The organism is Isosphaeraceae bacterium EP7 (assembly GCA_038400315.1).
Classification (GTDB): domain Bacteria; phylum Planctomycetota; class Planctomycetia; order Isosphaerales; family Isosphaeraceae; genus EP7.
The window spans coordinates 4,421,561-4,437,230 of record CP151667.1 but is presented as its reverse complement, the minus strand read 5'-3'; the positions used below and the strand labels follow the sequence as shown (position 1 = coordinate 4,437,230).

17 protein-coding genes are annotated in these 15,670 nt (G+C 67.2%); 12 read left to right on the top strand and 5 right to left on the bottom strand.

What is annotated here, in order from left to right:
- Positions 1-93 precede the first annotated feature (93 nt).
- From EP7_RS17205 to EP7_RS17195, 3 genes are all read left to right on the top strand, one after another.
- On the top strand, positions 94-774 hold the full coding sequence (locus tag EP7_RS17205) for a sensor histidine kinase (RefSeq protein ID WP_463522884.1): 681 nt from the start codon (positions 94-96) through the stop codon (positions 772-774).
- 28 nt (positions 775-802) lie between these two features.
- A complete protein-coding gene (locus EP7_RS17200; protein WP_463522882.1) occupies positions 803-2,176 on the top strand; it encodes a sigma-54-dependent transcriptional regulator in 1,374 nt (457 codons plus the stop codon).
- Between the two features lie 121 nt (positions 2,177-2,297).
- A complete protein-coding gene (locus tag EP7_RS17195) occupies positions 2,298-2,840 on the top strand; it encodes a hypothetical protein (RefSeq protein ID WP_463522880.1) in 543 nt (180 codons plus the stop codon).
- A gap of 51 nt (positions 2,841-2,891) precedes the next feature.
- Here EP7_RS17195 and EP7_RS17190 read toward each other — a convergent pair whose 3' ends face one another.
- Complete coding sequence (locus EP7_RS17190) at positions 2,892-3,776, bottom strand: SMP-30/gluconolactonase/LRE family protein (protein WP_463522878.1); 885 nt, start codon at positions 3,774-3,776, stop codon at positions 2,892-2,894.
- 253 nt (positions 3,777-4,029) lie between these two features.
- On the opposite strand from EP7_RS17190, the gene aroE reads away from it, so the two are divergent.
- The 8 genes from aroE to infA all read left to right on the top strand — a co-directional run bounded on the left by aroE (position 4,030) and on the right by infA (position 10,394).
- Complete coding sequence (gene aroE, locus EP7_RS17185) at positions 4,030-5,526, top strand: shikimate dehydrogenase (protein WP_463522876.1); 1,497 nt, start codon at positions 4,030-4,032, stop codon at positions 5,524-5,526.
- Positions 5,523-6,089, top strand: coding sequence for a shikimate kinase (locus EP7_RS17180; RefSeq protein ID WP_463522874.1), 567 nt, complete (start codon positions 5,523-5,525; stop codon positions 6,087-6,089). The genes aroE and EP7_RS17180 overlap by 4 nt, the downstream gene beginning before the upstream one ends.
- On the top strand, positions 6,086-7,021 hold the full coding sequence (locus tag EP7_RS17175; RefSeq protein WP_463522872.1) for a prepilin peptidase: 936 nt from the start codon (positions 6,086-6,088) through the stop codon (positions 7,019-7,021). The genes EP7_RS17180 and EP7_RS17175 overlap by 4 nt, the downstream gene beginning before the upstream one ends.
- Before the next feature lie 32 nt (positions 7,022-7,053).
- Positions 7,054-7,434, top strand: a complete 381-nt coding sequence (locus EP7_RS17170) for a lipopolysaccharide assembly protein LapA domain-containing protein (RefSeq protein WP_463522870.1) — start codon at positions 7,054-7,056, stop codon at positions 7,432-7,434.
- 237 nt (positions 7,435-7,671) lie between these two features.
- Positions 7,672-8,256, top strand: coding sequence for a hypothetical protein (locus EP7_RS17165; RefSeq protein ID WP_463522868.1), 585 nt, complete (start codon positions 7,672-7,674; stop codon positions 8,254-8,256).
- Positions 8,257-8,368: 112 nt separating this feature from the next.
- Positions 8,369-8,974: an imidazole glycerol phosphate synthase subunit HisH gene (gene hisH, locus EP7_RS17160; protein WP_463522866.1), complete on the top strand. Its 606-nt coding sequence runs from the start codon at positions 8,369-8,371 to the stop codon at positions 8,972-8,974.
- Positions 8,975-9,036: 62 nt separating this feature from the next.
- A complete protein-coding gene (gene hisA, locus EP7_RS17155) occupies positions 9,037-9,768 on the top strand; it encodes a 1-(5-phosphoribosyl)-5-[(5-phosphoribosylamino)methylideneamino]imidazole-4-carboxamide isomerase (RefSeq protein WP_463528433.1) in 732 nt (243 codons plus the stop codon).
- A 407-nt stretch (positions 9,769-10,175) separates the two neighbouring features.
- Positions 10,176-10,394 (top strand): translation initiation factor IF-1, encoded by a 219-nt coding sequence (gene infA / locus EP7_RS17150; RefSeq protein ID WP_463522864.1) that lies wholly within the window; start codon positions 10,176-10,178, stop codon positions 10,392-10,394.
- Positions 10,395-10,560: 166 nt separating this feature from the next.
- Here the strand turns inward: infA and EP7_RS17145 are convergent, their stop codons facing one another.
- The 4 genes from EP7_RS17145 to EP7_RS17130 form a co-directional block, all read right to left on the bottom strand.
- On the bottom strand, positions 10,561-11,520 hold the full coding sequence (locus EP7_RS17145; protein WP_463522862.1) for a hypothetical protein: 960 nt from the start codon (positions 11,518-11,520) through the stop codon (positions 10,561-10,563).
- Positions 11,520-12,086 (bottom strand): serine O-acetyltransferase, encoded by a 567-nt coding sequence (locus tag EP7_RS17140; RefSeq protein WP_463522860.1) that lies wholly within the window; start codon positions 12,084-12,086, stop codon positions 11,520-11,522. The genes EP7_RS17145 and EP7_RS17140 overlap by 1 nt, the downstream gene beginning before the upstream one ends.
- Positions 12,083-13,045 carry a glycosyltransferase family 2 protein gene (locus tag EP7_RS17135; protein WP_463522858.1) on the bottom strand — a complete coding sequence of 321 codons (963 nt, stop codon included), beginning with the start codon at positions 13,043-13,045 and terminating at the stop codon, positions 12,083-12,085. Before EP7_RS17135 ends, EP7_RS17140 begins: the two co-directional genes overlap by 4 nt.
- Before the next feature lie 147 nt (positions 13,046-13,192).
- Positions 13,193-14,080, bottom strand: coding sequence for a ParA family protein (locus EP7_RS17130; protein WP_463522856.1), 888 nt, complete (start codon positions 14,078-14,080; stop codon positions 13,193-13,195).
- Positions 14,081-14,472: 392 nt separating this feature from the next.
- Here EP7_RS17130 and EP7_RS17125 point away from each other — a divergent pair, with 392 nt between their 5' ends.
- A complete protein-coding gene (locus EP7_RS17125; protein ID WP_463522854.1) occupies positions 14,473-15,597 on the top strand; it encodes a radical SAM protein in 1,125 nt (374 codons plus the stop codon).
- Positions 15,598-15,670: the final 73 nt, after the last annotated feature.

The window sequence follows — 15,670 nt, the reverse complement described above, 5'->3', positions numbered from 1 at the left end:
TAAAGGAATGCACGGGGGCGCCGGTCGACGGCGCCCCCTCTCCATTCGCCCGGTTGCCACCGATCGCGGGCCGATTCAGCGAGGTCTCGACCGATGTCCGACCCGTCCGCACTCTATGCCGAGATCGCGGAACTGGCCGGCGGCCTGGCCCACGAGATCCGCAACCCGCTGTCGACGATGAGCCTGAATCTGGACCTCCTGGCCGAGGACTTCCAGAACCCCGAGACCCAGCGCGATCGCCGGATCCGCCAGAAGATCGACCGGATTCGCCAGCAGACCGACCGGCTCCAGGACATCCTCGAGGACTTCCTCCGCTTCGCCCGTGTGCAAGCTCTGCGCGACGACCCGTGCGACCTGAAAGGGGTGGTCGAGGAGCTGCGCGACTTCTGCGAGCCGCAGGCGGCCGTCAACGGCGTGGTCATCCGGACCCATTACGAAGAGCTCCCCCCCCTACCCCTGGACGTCGACCTGTTCAAGCAGGCGTTGCTGAACCTGATCCTCAACGCGCTGAACGCGATGCCCGACGGGGGCGAGTTGATCCTCAGCACGCGTTCCGAGGGGGCTTTCCAGGTCCTGGATGTGACCGACACCGGCAAGGGGATCTTGCCCGACCATCAGGCGAAGGTCTTCCAGGCGTTCTTCACCACGCGCCCCGGCGGGACGGGCCTGGGCCTGCCCACGACCCGCAAGATCGTCGAGGCGCACGGCGGGACGATCGAGGTCTTCAGCGAGCCCGGCCTCGGCTCTCGGTTCACTGTCCGCCTGCCCGCCTGACCCCTTCCCGGCCCCGGAGCACGACCCCGTGGAACAGTCGATCCGAGTCCTGGTGGTCGACGACGACGAGCCGCACGCGCAGGCGGTGGCCGAGAGCCTCGAACGGGTCGGCTACGAGTGCGTGGTCGCCAACAGCGGCCGGGTCGGGCTGGGGCTCATCGAGGAGCAGCACTTCGACATCGTCCTGACCGATCTGATCATGGACGGGGTCGGCGGTTTGGAAATCCTCGCCAAGGCCAAGCGCGAGCTGCCCGACTCCGAGGTGGTGATCCTCACCGGCCACGGCACGATCAAGACCGCCGTGACCGCGATGCAGGCCGGGGCGACGCAATACCTGACCAAGCCGCTAGATATCAGCGAGCTGCGCACGGTCGTCGACAAGGCGTCGCAGACCCAGCGCCTGGCCCGGTCGAACATCGAGCTCCAGAAGCAGCTCAATGAGAAGTTCGGCTTCGAAGGGGTCATCGGCAACAGCCCCCTGATGCACTCGGTGGTCGCCAAGCTCAGGCAGGTCGCCCCCACGTCGGCCACGGTGCTGATCACGGGGGAAAGCGGCACCGGCAAGGAGCTGGTGGCCAAGGCGCTGCACACCAATAGCCCGAGGCGATACAAGCCGTTCGTCCCCCTGAACTGCGCCGCGCTGAGCGAGAACATCCTCGAGAGCGAGCTGTTCGGCCACGTGAAGGGGGCCTTCACCAACGCCGATCGCGAGCGCAAAGGGTACTTCGAGCACGCCAACGGCGGGACCCTGTTCCTGGACGAGGTCGGCGATATTCCGCTGGCCACCCAGGTGAAGCTCCTGCGCGTGCTGGAGTCGGGCGAGGTCGTCCGCGTCGGCACGAACGAGGCGTTCAAGGTCAACGTCCGGCTGATCTCGGCGACGAATCGTGACTTGAAAGACGCGATCGCCTCGGGTGCATTCCGCCAGGACCTGTTCCATCGCCTGAAGGTGATCGGCGTCCACCTGCCGCCCCTGCGTTCGAGGCGCGAGGATGTCCCGCTGCTGATCGAGTCGTTCCTGAAGGAATTCGCCAACGCGCACGAGCGGCCGATCCCGGTGATCTCCCCCGCGACGCGCAAGGCGCTCATGGGCTACTCGTGGCCGGGCAACGTCCGCGAGCTGCGCAACACCATCGAGAGCATGGTCGTCATCGACAGCGACGGCATCCTGGACGTGGACGACCTGACCGAGGACGTGCTCGCCACGGCCGGCGCGATCGCCGAGGGGCCCGGCGGCAGCGACCAGCTCGTGGGCAAATCCATGGACCAGATCGAGAAGTATTACATCGCGGAGACCCTGAAGCTGGCCGAGGGGAACCGCGAGGAGGCCGCCCGCCTGCTTGGCATCGGCGAGCGGACCCTGTATCGCAAGATCAAGGAATTCGGGATCGTCGGCCCTTAGACGAGCGGTGCGGCCGGGAAATCGCCCGGATTCGCCGGAAGGATTTCCACCCGGCCCGGTCGTCATCTAGAATAGAGCCGGATCACGCACTGCCGAACCGCAGCCCGACGAGACTCGAACCATGTTCCGGACCAGGATCCGCTGCCTTGTTCTCGCGGCTGCCGCGATTGGCACCAACGCGGGCGCCCAGGAGCCGAAGGCCACCGACCCGGCCGCCAGGCACGCCGACCCCACCACCACGCGTCGGACCGCGTATCGCCCCAACCAGGAGCGGCTCCACCAGCCCGGGATCCCGACCGACCCGGCGCATCCGGACTATTACGAGCCGGCGCACCGCAGCGTCATCCGCCATAACCCCTTGAACGAGCGCTACAGCTACGGGGGGACGCAGGACGACCAGGCCCCCGGCTATCGCAATCCGGGCGGCGTCGGCCGCAACGCGGAGTTCTACCCCGCCGGCGACCGGTTCCAGAACGAAGGGGCCAAGCTCAAGGCGGCCCAGTTCGACCAGGGTCCCGCCGCGACCCAGCGGTCCGCCCAGATCGCCTCCTATAACGCCGGAACCCAGCGTTATAACGCGATCCAGGGGAGCATCAACAGCTACGCCCGGCCGAACTTCGGCATCGGCTTCGGCGGCGGCGTGTTTTACGGCGTCGGCCGCTGAACCCGGGCGGGCGTCCCGAGCCGGCCAAGCCGAACCCGGGACGCGTCCCCTTCAGGCGGGCAGGAACGGGGGTCGGACTCCCTCGACCTTCAGCCGGACCTTCAGCACCGTGTCGCCCATCGTGATCGCCAGCGACCGGAAGTCGGGCCCGCACCAGTTCAGATTCGACGGGCGGCTCGGCGTCCCCAGGATGCCGATGAGCGTGCCATCCGCCTCATAGACCCAGATTCCCAGGGCGACGGCCACGTAAACCCGGCCTGCGCGGTCGACCTTCATCCCGTCGGGGCCGCCGGCCTCTCCGGGGTCGAGGGTGCAGAAGATTGCCCCCGAGCCCTCTCGCAGGGTTCCGTCCGGCTTCAGGGCGAACGAGCGGACGTGGTAGCGGCCGGTGTCGCAGACGTAGAGGGTTGCCTCGTCTGGCGAAAACGCCAGTCCGTTGGGCTTCTCGAAGTCGTCGGCGAGCAGGACCGGCTGGCCGTCGGGGCCGATCCGGTAGACCCCCTGGAACGGGATCGACCGATCCTCGGGCTTCACGCCGTAGGGGGGATCGGTGAAGTAGACGGACCCGTCGGTGTGGCAGACGACATCGTTTGGGCTGTTCAGACGCTTCCCCGACCATTCCTCGGCGAGCGTCCGGACGTCGGTGCCGTCGGGGAGCATCGTCGAGACCCGACGGCCATTCTGCTCGCAGAAGACGATGCGTCCGTCCGGCGCATACGCCTGGCCGTTGGCCGCGCCAGTCTGCTCTCGCAAGACCGAGACGACGCCGTCCGGGGCGACCCGGTAGGTGCGCTCGGCCTTGAGATCCTGGAACAGCAGGGAGCCATCCGGCCTCCAGAGCGGCCCCTCCGTGAATTGGAGGCCGTTGGCGACGCTCTGGAGCGTCTCGGAGTCAATGAGGGCCGACAGGCCGGCGTCGCGCAGGACCGGTATCAAGGGGGCGTCTCCTGGGGCGGCCGGGCGATTGATGCGGGCGGCGTACGGGAAGGATGTCGCTTTTATCCCCCGGATGCCCCTCGATCCGCAAGACCGGCCCCGGCCGCACGCGGTTTCAGGCCTGGGCGCTTTCATCGCGGCGCGGCGACGAATTACAATTAGCTGACTATGCCCCTGGGCTCGGAGTCGGCACGTCTGGCCGTACCCGGTCGAGCGAGGCCGGCCCTTGGGTCTAGGGCGGAGCGACCGAATTATGATTTGCGCCATTATCGGCCGGGGGCGTCACTCCTCGGTCCTGGAAGAGTGGGAGGCCGCGGCCAACGCCGGAGCGGGACTCGTCGAGCTGCGCCTCGACTGCCTGAGGCGCGAGGCCGACCTCAAGCGGTTGCTCGCCAAGCGGCACACCCCGGTCATCGTCACGGTCCGACGCGCCGCCGACGGCGGACTCTGGCGCGGCGACGAGGAGAAGCGTCAGAAGCTGATCCGCGAGGCGATCGTCATGGGGGTCGATTACATCGACCTCGAATCGGACATCGCCGGCCAGATCCCCCGGTTCGGCAAGACCAAGCGGATCGTCAGCTACCACAACATGCGGAAGACCCCCGAGGACCTCGGGGAACTCTACGGCCGGTGCGCCGAGGCCAACGCCGACATCGTCAAGATCGCCACCCTGGCGGCGTCGATCGTCGACGGCCTCCGGCTGCTCGAACTGGCCTCGGAGACGGCCCTGCCGACGATCGCCATCGGCATGGGCGAGGTCGGGTTCTTCACCCGTATCCTGGGCCCCAAGTTCGGCGCCCCGTTCACCTACGCCGGCTTCAACCCCGACCGCGTCTTCGCCCCCGGCCTGCCGACCCTGAAGGAACTCCAGCGGACCTACCAGTTCGACAAGATCGACCGGGAGTCGGAGATCTACGCCGTCATCGGCGACCCGGTCCGCCAGAGCCTGAGCCCCGCGGTGCACAACGCGGCGTTCCGCGCGCTGGGCCTGAACAAGGTTTATGTGCCGATCCAGGTTCCCGCGGGCCGGGTCAAGGAGACGCTGGGGCAGCTGACCTCGCTGCGCCTGAAGGGCCTGAGCGTGACGATCCCCCACAAGGAGGCGATCGTCCCCTGCCTGAACAAGGTCGACGGCGCCGTCGGCCGGATCGGCTCGTGCAACACGGTGGTGATGCACGATGACGGCCGCGTGATGGGCCACAACACCGACTATCGGGCGGCGATGGACTCGCTCGAAGAGGCGGTCCACGGCCAGGCCGTCCAGGACAAGGCGGGCTCGCTGGTGGGCCGGCAGGCGCTCATCCTCGGCGCCGGCGGCGTGGCTCGGGCCATCGCCTACGGCCTGAACCGGCGAGGGGCGGGCGTGACCCTGACCAACCGGACCGACGAACGTGCCATCGCGCTCGCCGAGGAGGTCGGCTGCCGGACGATCCCGTGGGGGATGCGGGCCAGCACTCTGGCCGACATCCTGGTTAACTGCACCCCCGTGGGCATGCATCCCGACGTCGACGACACCCCGATGCCCCCGGCCGGCTTCCGCTCGGGCAGCATCGTCTTCGACACGATCTACCATCCCGAGAACACGATGTTCCTCAAGCTGGCCAAGGAGCGGGGCTGCACGACGATCAGCGGGGTGGACATGTTCATCCGCCAGGCCGCGCTCCAGTTCCACCTGTTCACCGGCCAAGAGGCGCCGATGGACCTGATGCGCGACGTCGTCCGCCGCAAGCTGGGGCCGCTCCAGTCATGATCCCTCGGCGCGTCCCCGGACTGTCCCTGGTCGGCTATCGAGGCACGGGAAAGACCACCGTCGGCCGACTGCTCGCCGAGCGGCTGGGCCGGACGTTCATCGACTCCGACGAGGCGCTCGAGGGCCGCTCAGGCCGGTCGAGCGCCTCGATCTTCGAAACTCAGGGCGAGCCCGCCTTCCGTGACCTTGAGGAGGCGATGATCGCCGAGCTGACGGGGATCGAAGGGCTGGTGCTGGCCACCGGCGGCGGCGCGATCCTGCGCGAGTCCAATCGCTCGTCGCTGCGGAACCACGGCCTGGTCGCCTGGCTGACGGCCTCGCCCGACGACATCGCCGGCCGACTCGTCGCCGATCCCCGGGGCCTGGCCTCGCGCCCGGCGCTCACCCCCGGTCGATCGGTGCTCGACGAGATCAACACCGTGCTGGAGGCGAGAGAGACGCATTACCGATCGGTGGCCGACTTCGTCGTCGTCACCTCGGGGCGGACCCCGGCGGAGGTCGCCGACGAAGTGGCCCGCCGCTGGACGGAACTTCAACCAGCCTGGGACGGGGGCCGTTCATGAGCATCCCCCTGGTGATTCACCTGACAATCGGCTGCGGGATCTTCCTGATAGGGTCGGTGGTCGGCAGCTTCCTGAATGTCTGCATCTACCGGATCCCCCTGGAAAAGAGCGTCATCTGGCCCGACTCCCGATGCCCCCGCTGCCTCTCGTCGATCGCGGCGATGGACAACGTGCCGATCCTCGGCTGGCTGGCGCTCCGGGGCGAGTGCAGGCGGTGCGGTCTGGGGATCTCGCCTCGCTATCCGATCATCGAGCTGATGGTCGCCCTGCTCTTCCTGGGGGCCTACCTCACCGACGTCGCGTTCAACCCGACGGGCGGCGGGCACTTCGGCGACGTGACCTCTCATCAGATGGCGAGGACGGTCTATCACCTGACCCTCATCGCCTTCCTGGTCGTCATCGGCGTGATCGACGCCGAGTCGAAACTGGTGTTCGACTCCGTGACGATCCCCGGGATGGTCCTGGGCGTGCTGCTGGGAACCCTCATCCCGGACATCCGGCCCACCCCCTCGTCAGCCCTGACGATGCTAGAGGGGTTCAAGGTCGGGATGATTGGCCTGGTCGTCGGCGGTGGTTTGGTCTGGTTTGTGCGGTTCATCGCCGGCGTGATCATGCGTCGCGAGGCGATGGGGGACGGCGATATCCGCATCCTGGCCCTCATCGGCGCATTCATGGGCTGGCAGGCGGCGGTTCTGGCCTTCTTCATCGCCCCGTTCTTCGGACTTCCGGTGGCGATTTTCAAGATCATTGTGAAGGCGATCAAGCGCCGGCGAAAACAAGAATTGTCGGCCGCCGACGGCGAATTGCCTTTCGGGCCTTGCCTCGGACTCGCGGCGCTGTCCCTGATGTATGCTTGGCCCTGGGCCTGGGATGCCTGGGCCAAGCCCAGGTTCGACATCGCGGCGGACATCTTCTGGTCCCTGCTGGGATGATCGCAGCGGGCGTTAGCCAAGGAACGACGGACATGGCACCGGTCTATCCCTACAAGCGGCGACGCCCCTCCCTGGTCAAGAACCTCTGGATCTACCGGAGGCTCGTCGGCCTGGCGATGGTTCTGGGCCTGATGCTCTGGTTCATCTGGGCGAACAACGCCGCGGTGCAGATCTTTCTCCCCTTCGGAATGGGGAGCCTCTCCAGCACCACCGGCATGGTGATCCTGCTGAGCGCCCTGGCCGGCTCGGTGATCACGGCCCTGACCATGACCGTCTACCTGGCGATCAGGCGGAGCCGCGGGGGCCCTTCCCGGCCCGACCTGAGCGAGTCGACCTCGATCCCAGATGATCGGCCCCCGTCCGATTATGCCGCGAAAACCGGTGAGGGCTTTCGCGACGCCGACTGGTCCTGAAATCGGCCGATTTCCGTGATCCGGCGACGCGATCCGCCCGATGTTCGAGATGAGGCTACGTTCAACGAGCTGAGGTGTGTGCCGGCGGATCAGCCCGGCCCCGCCCGCCCGGAGATCGCTCCAGCCTTCGGACACCCGCCGCGATGCCCCTACGACGGATCGGGGGCCGCCCGGCGGATGTCGTACGTACGGAGATCGAAGCCCCGGCGCGGACCACTGATTCGGAGATGCCCCACGATGTTCAACGGTCGCGCCAATCCCGGAGCCGGCCTCGCCCTTACCTTGGTGCTCGGGGTTCTCTCCGGCTGCTCGCAGCAGGCCCCCTTCCTCGCCCGTCGGACCTCGATGGCCGACCTGAAGACGAGCGTGGTCCAGCTTGAGACCGAGAATTCCAAGCTGCGCAACGAGCTGGCCCAGTCGCAGCAAGAGGCCCGCAAGGTCGAGGATAACCTGGTCAAGATCGAGTCGCTCAACGGCGAGTTGACCGCGAGGCTCGACGACGCTCGGGTCCAGATCAGCGAGCAGGATGGCACCAGTCGCTCCGCCGGTATGGACTTCGATTCCGACGCGAGATCGGCCAGCAATCCCGCGCCAACCCGCCCCGTTCGCTCCCGGACGAGGAAGCCCCCGGTGGCCAATATCAAGGGCCAGGGCGACCCGATCGACGAGTCATCGAACGACTCGTTCGGCCCGCCCGACGACATCCCTCCGGTCAACACACCCGCCCGGCGCACGCCCACGCCGACCCGCAAGGATCGCGAGGAGGAAGACGGGGGATGGCTGCCGATCGCACGGCCCGGGCGCCCGTCCTCCGTCGATTGACCCGCATCCGCGAACCTCCATCGAGGCCCGCGCATCGGACTGCGGGTGGCGACTCGTCGTGCCGGCCGTTACGATGGCCGTTTCGGATTGAGAACTGGGGCGGGCCGGCTTGATGATCGCGATTATCGACTACGGGATGGGGAACCTGCGGAGCGTGCAGAAGGCGCTCGCCGCGGTGGGGGCCGAGGGAACGATTACCGCCGACCCCGACGTCGTGCGGACGGCCGCCCGCGTGATCTTGCCCGGCGTGGGGGCCTTCGCCGACGCGATCGCCGAGCTGCGCCGGACGGGGCTCGCCGAGGCGTTCACCGAGGCCGTGACACGGGGCGTTCCCTGCATGGGAGTCTGCCTGGGCTTGCAACTCCTGTTCGACGGCTCCGACGAGGACGGCGACCACAAAGGCCTGGGCCTCATTCCCGGCCGGATCGTCCGGTTTGCGTCTCAGCCCGGCCTGAAGATCCCGCACATGGGCTGGAACACGCTCGACCTGGCGCGACCGACCCCCCTGTTCGACGGGCTCGGAGCCGCGCCTTCTGTCTATTTCGTCCATTCCTACTACGCCCGCCCCGACCGGCCCGAGCACGTGCTGGCCACCAGCGACCATGGCGGCCCGTTCGCCGCGGCGGTGGGGCGTGAGAACCTCCTCGCCTGTCAGTTCCACCCCGAGAAGAGTCAGCAGGCCGGGCTGACCATGTACGCTAATTTCGCCAGGATGTAGGCCGAGGCCGGCACGCCTTCGGGTTTTTCGAGATCGCATTCAGAGAAAGATCGGTGACGACCATGCAGGTGATCCCGGCGATCGACCTCCGCGGGGGTAACTGCGTCAGGCTGCGGCAGGGCGACTACGGCCAGGAGACCGTCTTCGGCGACGACCCGGCCGCGATGGCCGGGCTCTGGCAAGACCAGGGGGCGGGACGCATCCATCTCGTCGACCTGGACGGGGCCAAGGAAGGTCGGCCGGTGAACGTCGAGCCGGTGCGCGCAATCCTGCGCAGGGTGAGCGTCCCCTGCCAACTCGGCGGCGGAATTCGCGACGAGGCGACGATCATCACTTGGCTGGAGGCGGGAATCGAGCGCGTGATCGTCGGGACGCAGGCCCTGAAGCAGCCCGATTGGTTCCGGACCATGATCGCCAAATACCCTGGTCGTCTGCTGCTGGGCCTCGACGCACGCGACGGCAAGGTGGCCACCGAGGGCTGGCTGGACGTCTCCGCGGTCGACGCGACGACCCTCGCCTTGCAGTTCGACGACCTCCCCCTAGCGGGCGTCGTCTACACCGACATCGCGCGTGACGGCACGCTGGAAGGCCCCAATCTGGAGGCCACCGAGGCGCTGGCCCGCAGGCTGAAGGCCCCGGTGATCGCCTCGGGCGGAGTTGGGCGGATCGAGGATATCGACCGGCTCGCCCTGCTGCCCGTTGCCTCGAGCATCGTCGGCCGGGCCCTCTACGACGGCAAGTTCACGCTGGGCGAGGCCCTGCTCCGCGCCGGCGATCCGGGCCCCGCCCGCTGAACAGGCCTGGACTACGGCCCCGTGGGTCTCCCCCGGAATGCGTTCAAGGTCGTCGCCGGGCCAGGCCGGAATCATCCGACGCGATCCTGGAGTGGGGGCCCTGGCCTCCATCCGGGATGCTCCGGTCCAGGCTAGTTGTCGCGAGTCGGATGGGGGCAAGTGTCGGCATCGCGGTTCCCATGCGCGTGTTTCTCGACGCCTCAACGCTGGCAAAAACCTTCCGATTTCGGTAGCCTGTGGCATACGGGAAATCCGCGCCCCCTCCTCGCCCGCCAAGACGGCGAGGTCTCACAGCGTGCGTCCCTTTCGGGATCTCGCCGACGACGTGACCGCCAGATCCATGGGCGGGCGTCCCCTAGCATTCACCGCCCGGAGGCCGCGGCCGGGCCGGTTTTCTGGAGATCCAGGTGGCCAAAGAGGAACCGATCCGGACTGAAGGTCGTATCGTGGAGGCGCTCCCCAACACCCAGTTCCTCGTCGAACTGGAGACGGGACACCGCGTCCTGGCGCACATCGCCGGCAAGATGCGCAAGAATTTCATCAGGATCGTGCCGGGAGATCGCGTGACGATCGAGATCACCCCGTACGACCTGACCAAGGGGCGGATCGTCTACCGCGAGCGTTGAGCCGAGCCTTCCGCCAGAGGCCGCCCTCCGCCCCTGGATGCCCAGCCCTGGCATCCACTCTCCTCAGAAATCGCGGACCTGCCCGATCTGGTTCGGCCCGACGTTGTCTGGCCCGACCCAGGCTCGGCCGGGCTGCGCCTCGAACTTCCCGGCGGAAACCCGGGTTTCAGCGGTGTCGCCACCAGATGTCCGGACATAGCCCCCGGTCGAAGGCCGTCGACTCAATCTGGGCGCGAAACCGGGCGGCGTCGAGCGGGTAGCCGGCGGTGGGCCGCAGGCCGGGGATGCGGCCGGCCCAGTAGCCGTTGAACATCGCCATCCAGTGCTCCCGGAGCCCCTTGGCGATCAGCGATGCAAGGGCGACGAGCCCATCGCCCGAGTCCGCACGAGGCTCGAAGCCCAGGCTGACCTGCCTCCCCTGGCCGCCGAGCCTGTAGCGACTCAAGGCCGGCGACTCGACCTCGATCTCGATCCCTGCATCCGGCAGGGCCGCGGCGACCGGGGCGGCATAGTAGTGGCGCCCGCCGTGTTTGTCCCCCCGGATCGAGGTGGGGATGCCGTCGCCGGCTCTCGTCCAGCATTGTTCGAGCAGGGATGAAAACGCCTCGAAATGCACGCCCGCCTTGCTCCCGTGGCGGGATAATCCTTCATTGAACCGCCTGGGTCCGACCATCACGGCGCGGATGCTGGTCAGACGCCAATGCTTGCCTCGGAGGTCCACCAGCCGCGACGGACCTGGGCGTTCCGAGGGGCGTGGCCACGCTTGAGGCACTCCCTCCGCCCAGGGTTCGAGTTCGGCCTGGTCCTCGGACACCTCAAGGCTGGAGGCCACCTCGCCGAGGGTGCGCGGGGCGGGAATCGCCAGGGTGGACATCAGGGAGCCGAGGGCATCGTCGAGCCGGCTCAGGCCGCCGCCCGGCTTGTAGACCCTCTTGGAATCGTCGACCCAGAGGCACGCAGCTGGCCCTCGGGCTCGGCTGACGGCCTGAGGCAGCAACGACCAGAGGTCGAAGCCGTCGGAGGCCGGATTCTCGTCATCGATGATGGCCTCGACGGAGGCCATGACCATCGGGCCGAGGTTCGGCCCGTAGCCGGCCTCGTCGATCCCGCAGAATCGCCGCGGCATCAGCCTTCCAGGCCTTCGGCGGGCGTGGTCGAGGTACGGCTGGGGATGATTCTGGCCGGGACACCGACGGCCGTGGCGCCGGCGGGCACGTCGACGAGGACCACCGAGTTGGCGCCGATCGACGCGCCGTCATGCACCGTGATCGACCCGAGCAGCACGGCGCCAGCCCCGACGCTGACCCCTCGTCCGAGCCTGGGTGCATCCGTGAGGCGGTCGAGCGTGCGGATGCCCATCGTCACGCACTGGCGGACGATCGAGTCGTCGCCGATCTCGCAGTGGCCGTGGATGACCACACCGCCCTGGTGCTCGAAGATGACCCGACGACCGAGCCTGACGGTGTAAGGCAGCTCGATCCCGTAGACGTTCCGGACCCGTCGATAGAGCATTCGATAGAGGGTGCTGAACGGGGCCCGGGCGACCTTGGGCGTCACGGTCATGCGCCAGTTGCCGAATCGATGGACGGCGACGGCCCGAAAGCCGGGCTTGGTCCAGTCGCGGCCGTGGGCGACCCAGTCCTCGCGGATCTGGGCCCAGAGGCCGGGGACCGGCCGGGCCAGGTCGCTCAAGGCTCGGTCCCCCGCATCAGCGCATTATGGCCGAAGAAGTCGCGCAGATACCGCTCGGGATCCGCCGAGGCCTTGCCCGTCAGCAGGCAGCGCATCCGACAGGCCATGTATGCGGTCGAGTGGGCCAGGTCGGCCGCGACCGCGTAGGCGCGGCCGTAGTTCCTGATGAAGAACCGCCTGCGCGAGTCGAACCAGTAGCCGGGACGCCTGCGCCTGGACTTGGCCGCGTTTGTCACGCCCGAGGCCTGACCGACGAGGTGCACCACCCGGCTCTCGGGCACGTACCAGCAGGGGAAGCCCGCCCGCGCCGCCCTCAGGCAGAAGTCGACTTCTTCGTAATACATGAAGAAGGCTTCGTCGAGCAGGCCGATCGCGTCGAAGACGCTGCGGCGAATGAGCATGCTTGCCCCGGCCACCCAGCCCGTGGGGCAGTCGGCCTCGGGGACCGGAGGGGCTACGAGCTTCGAGGCCAGAAGCCGGGAGACGGGCCCGAACTTGAGGGATTGCTCGAACTCGCTGGCCACCGTCGGGAACCGGAACGCGGACCGCTGAGCGGTGCCGTCGGGGTCTTCCAGGCGGCTGCCCGCGATCCCCACGTCGGGGTGCCGCTCCAGGAATTCGACGAGCGTGAGGACGGCGCCCGGCCGGATGTAGGTGTCGGGATTGAGGAGGAGGATGGAGTCGAAGCGGGGCTCGACGGCGATTGCCTCGCGAATCCCCTCGTTATTCCCGTACGAAAAACCGCCGTTGCGCGGCAGGGGCCTGAGATGGACCCAATCGCCCCAGCCGTTCTCGTCGATCGACTTGCGGAGGAGATCGACGGAACCGTCGCCCGAGGCGTTGTCGGTCAGGTAAACCCGCAGCCCCGGCATCCGCTCGCGTTCGGGGGCGAGCGAGGCGAGGCAGTCGATGGTCAGCCCGGCGGTCCGATAATTGACGATGATGATCGCGACGTTCATCGTGGCATCGTCGAGGGTGAGTGGGCGGGCGCGCAGGCCGGCGGGGGCGATCTCGTCAACAAACTATCTATACCCCGGCCAGTCGCCGATTGTCCAGCGACGACCGGCGACTGCTCTTTCCTGGATTCAGGTTGAGATCATTGGCTGTCAGACGGCCTGGCGATGAGGCTCCTGCTCGATCCCATTGGGGATCGGATCGGCCGCGGGCGGCGCCACCTTGGTCTCGGGGGTCAGCCAGCAGGCGGCCGGCTCGCGGCCCAGGACCTCGGCGGCCAGGCTGGCGTAATCCTCGGCGCCGCGGCTGCTTGCGGCATACTGGAAGATCGACTGGCCGAAGCTTGGGCACTCGGCGAGCCGGATATTTCGGCGGATCCGGGTGCGGAAGACCCTGGCGTTGGACCAGGGCGACTGGCCGTGGCGACGGCCGTCGAAGTAGGTATCCAGGTCGTCGATGACCTCTGCGCCCAGCTTGGTCCCCGCGTCGTAGAGGCAGAGCACCACGCCGCCGACGGTCAACTCGCGATTGACCCGGCGGGCGACGAGGGCGATGGTCTCGAGCAGCTTGGAGAGCCCGTGCAATGCCAGGAAGTGGGCCTGCAACGGGATGAAGACCTCTCGTGCGGCGCACAGGGCGTTGAGGGTCAGGATCCCCAGCGAGGGGGGGCAGTCCATCAGCACGTAGTCGTATTGCTCGGTATCGGCCTCGAGCTGGTCTCGCAGGACGACCTCGCGACCGACGGTGCCGATCAGCTCGACCTCGGCGGCGGCCAAGTCGATGTGGCTGCCTACGATGTGCAAGTTTGGCGTGATCTCGCGTCGCGCATCGGCCAGCGGAAGGCCCTGGGTCAGGACGTCGTAGAGCGACGGGCCCGACCGACCCGGCAGCAGGCCGAGGTGCAGCGTGGCATGGGCCTGGGGGTCGAGGTCGAGGACGAGGGTCTTGTACCCCTCGGCGGCCAGCGCGGCGGCGAGGTTGACGGTGGTCGTGGTCTTGCCCACGCCCCCCTTCTGATTCAGCACCGCGATCCGTCGCATGGTGGTCCCTTCCTGTGGGTAGGCCGAGGTGATTCCGCCCGCTTGACGCGGGGGTTCCGGCCGATTTTCGGGAAATGTAGCCGGAATGCCACGGGGCGTGAAGGGGAATTCCCCGGCGATTTTAGGCCGGTCCGGGCCGAGCATTGGACGACTCGGCCGCCGTAACCTATGGTTGCCCTTGGACTAACCCAATCGCGGCCGGACGAACAGGTCGTGGGAGTTCCATACCTCAGATGTCATCATGAAAGTTCCGCTTGGTCGAGGGCGCCCGGCAACTTGTCAGTCGCACAGGCTGACGCTAAGATGGGCCTTCTTGCCCGAGGGCCTCTTCTCACGTCGTTCGTCCCGCCGGCCCGACGCGGCCACCTTCGCATTTCACCGACGAGGTCTGAATGAATCTCGCCACCCTATCCCGCCTGGCCTTCAAGCACACCCGCAATCACATTGCCGAAGCTGTTTATTTAAAGTCTGGCTACGACGCCACCAAGCCGATCACCTTTTACGGATTGGTCAACGAGCGCTGCAACGTGGCATGCCGCTACTGCGAATACTGGCGGCTTCCAACTTATGAAAAAGAGATGTCGATCGAGCAGTGGCAGAATGCCCTGCTGAGCATCAAGGACTTCGTCGGCGAGTTCTCCATCAGCTTCAGCGGAGGCGAGCCGTTCATCAAGCCGGGCTTCCTGGACCTGATGAAGTTCTGCTACCAGAACGGCATCCACAGCAGCGTGACGACCAATGGGTCGGCCCTGACCCAGAAGAACGCCGCCAAGCTCTGCGACGCCCATCCGTTCGCCCTGAACGTCTCCTGCGACGCCCCGAACGCCGAAGTTCACGACTATCTCCGCGGCTACCCGGGCCTGTTCAAGAAGCTCACCGACGGCATCAAGTACGTCCGCGAGGAGCGCGACCGCCGCGGGCTCGACTTCCCGATCATCATCAAGCCCACGATCGGCAAGAAGAACTACAAGTACTTGCCCGACATGGTCGAGTTCGCGCAGAACGTGGGCGCCACCTGCGTCAACTTCCAGCCGATGGACCGCTGGACGGAAGAGACGTACGACGAGCTCTGGATCGAGAATGATGAGATGGACGACCTCCAGAAGGTTGTCGATATCATGATTGAGCAGAAGCGAGCTGGCGCCCCGATCCTGACCTCCGAACTGGTCATCGGCCTGCTGCCCGCCCACTTCCGCGAGGAGAAGGCCCCCACCGACGTGATGCCCTGCCGCGTCGGCATGCGTGACTTCTTCATCCGGACCAACGGCAACATCGAGGTCTGCTTCTTCTACCCGCCCATCGGCAACATCAAAGAATCCAGCGCCAAGGAAATCTGGCACGGGGCCAAGGCGCAGGAGATTCGCAAGCAGACCGTCGGCTGCGAGCGCCTCTGCCTCTACACCTGCCTCTCGCAGAAGACCATCTCCGACAAGGTCAAGATGGGCATCACCCTGCTGAAGACCAAGGCGGGCGAGAAGGTCAAGCAGGTCGCCGCCCCGGTGGCCACCACGTCCTGATCAAGCGACCCAGGAATCGGCCCTCGATTCTCATGATCGGCAGCCCGACTCGCACGGGCTGCCGATCGTTCAT

Coding starts and splice junctions, on each gene's coding strand:
- EP7_RS17205 (WP_463522884.1), top strand. CDS start 94: ATGTCCGACCCGTCCGCACTCTATGCCGAGATCGCGGAACTGGCCGGC.
- EP7_RS17195 (WP_463522880.1), top strand. CDS start 2,298: ATGTTCCGGACCAGGATCCGCTGCCTTGTTCTCGCGGCTGCCGCGATT.
- aroE (WP_463522876.1), top strand. CDS start 4,030: ATGATTTGCGCCATTATCGGCCGGGGGCGTCACTCCTCGGTCCTGGAA.
- EP7_RS17180 (WP_463522874.1), top strand. CDS start 5,523: ATGATCCCTCGGCGCGTCCCCGGACTGTCCCTGGTCGGCTATCGAGGC.
- EP7_RS17175 (WP_463522872.1), top strand. CDS start 6,086: ATGAGCATCCCCCTGGTGATTCACCTGACAATCGGCTGCGGGATCTTC.
- EP7_RS17170 (WP_463522870.1), top strand. CDS start 7,054: ATGGCACCGGTCTATCCCTACAAGCGGCGACGCCCCTCCCTGGTCAAG.
- EP7_RS17165 (WP_463522868.1), top strand. CDS start 7,672: ATGTTCAACGGTCGCGCCAATCCCGGAGCCGGCCTCGCCCTTACCTTG.
- hisH (WP_463522866.1), top strand. CDS start 8,369: ATGATCGCGATTATCGACTACGGGATGGGGAACCTGCGGAGCGTGCAG.
- hisA (WP_463528433.1), top strand. CDS start 9,037: ATGCAGGTGATCCCGGCGATCGACCTCCGCGGGGGTAACTGCGTCAGG.
- EP7_RS17145 (WP_463522862.1), bottom strand. CDS start 11,520: ATGCCGCGGCGATTCTGCGGGATCGACGAGGCCGGCTACGGGCCGAAC.
- EP7_RS17135 (WP_463522858.1), bottom strand. CDS start 13,045: ATGAACGTCGCGATCATCATCGTCAATTATCGGACCGCCGGGCTGACC.
- EP7_RS17130 (WP_463522856.1), bottom strand. CDS start 14,080: ATGCGACGGATCGCGGTGCTGAATCAGAAGGGGGGCGTGGGCAAGACC.
- EP7_RS17125 (WP_463522854.1), top strand. CDS start 14,473: ATGAATCTCGCCACCCTATCCCGCCTGGCCTTCAAGCACACCCGCAAT.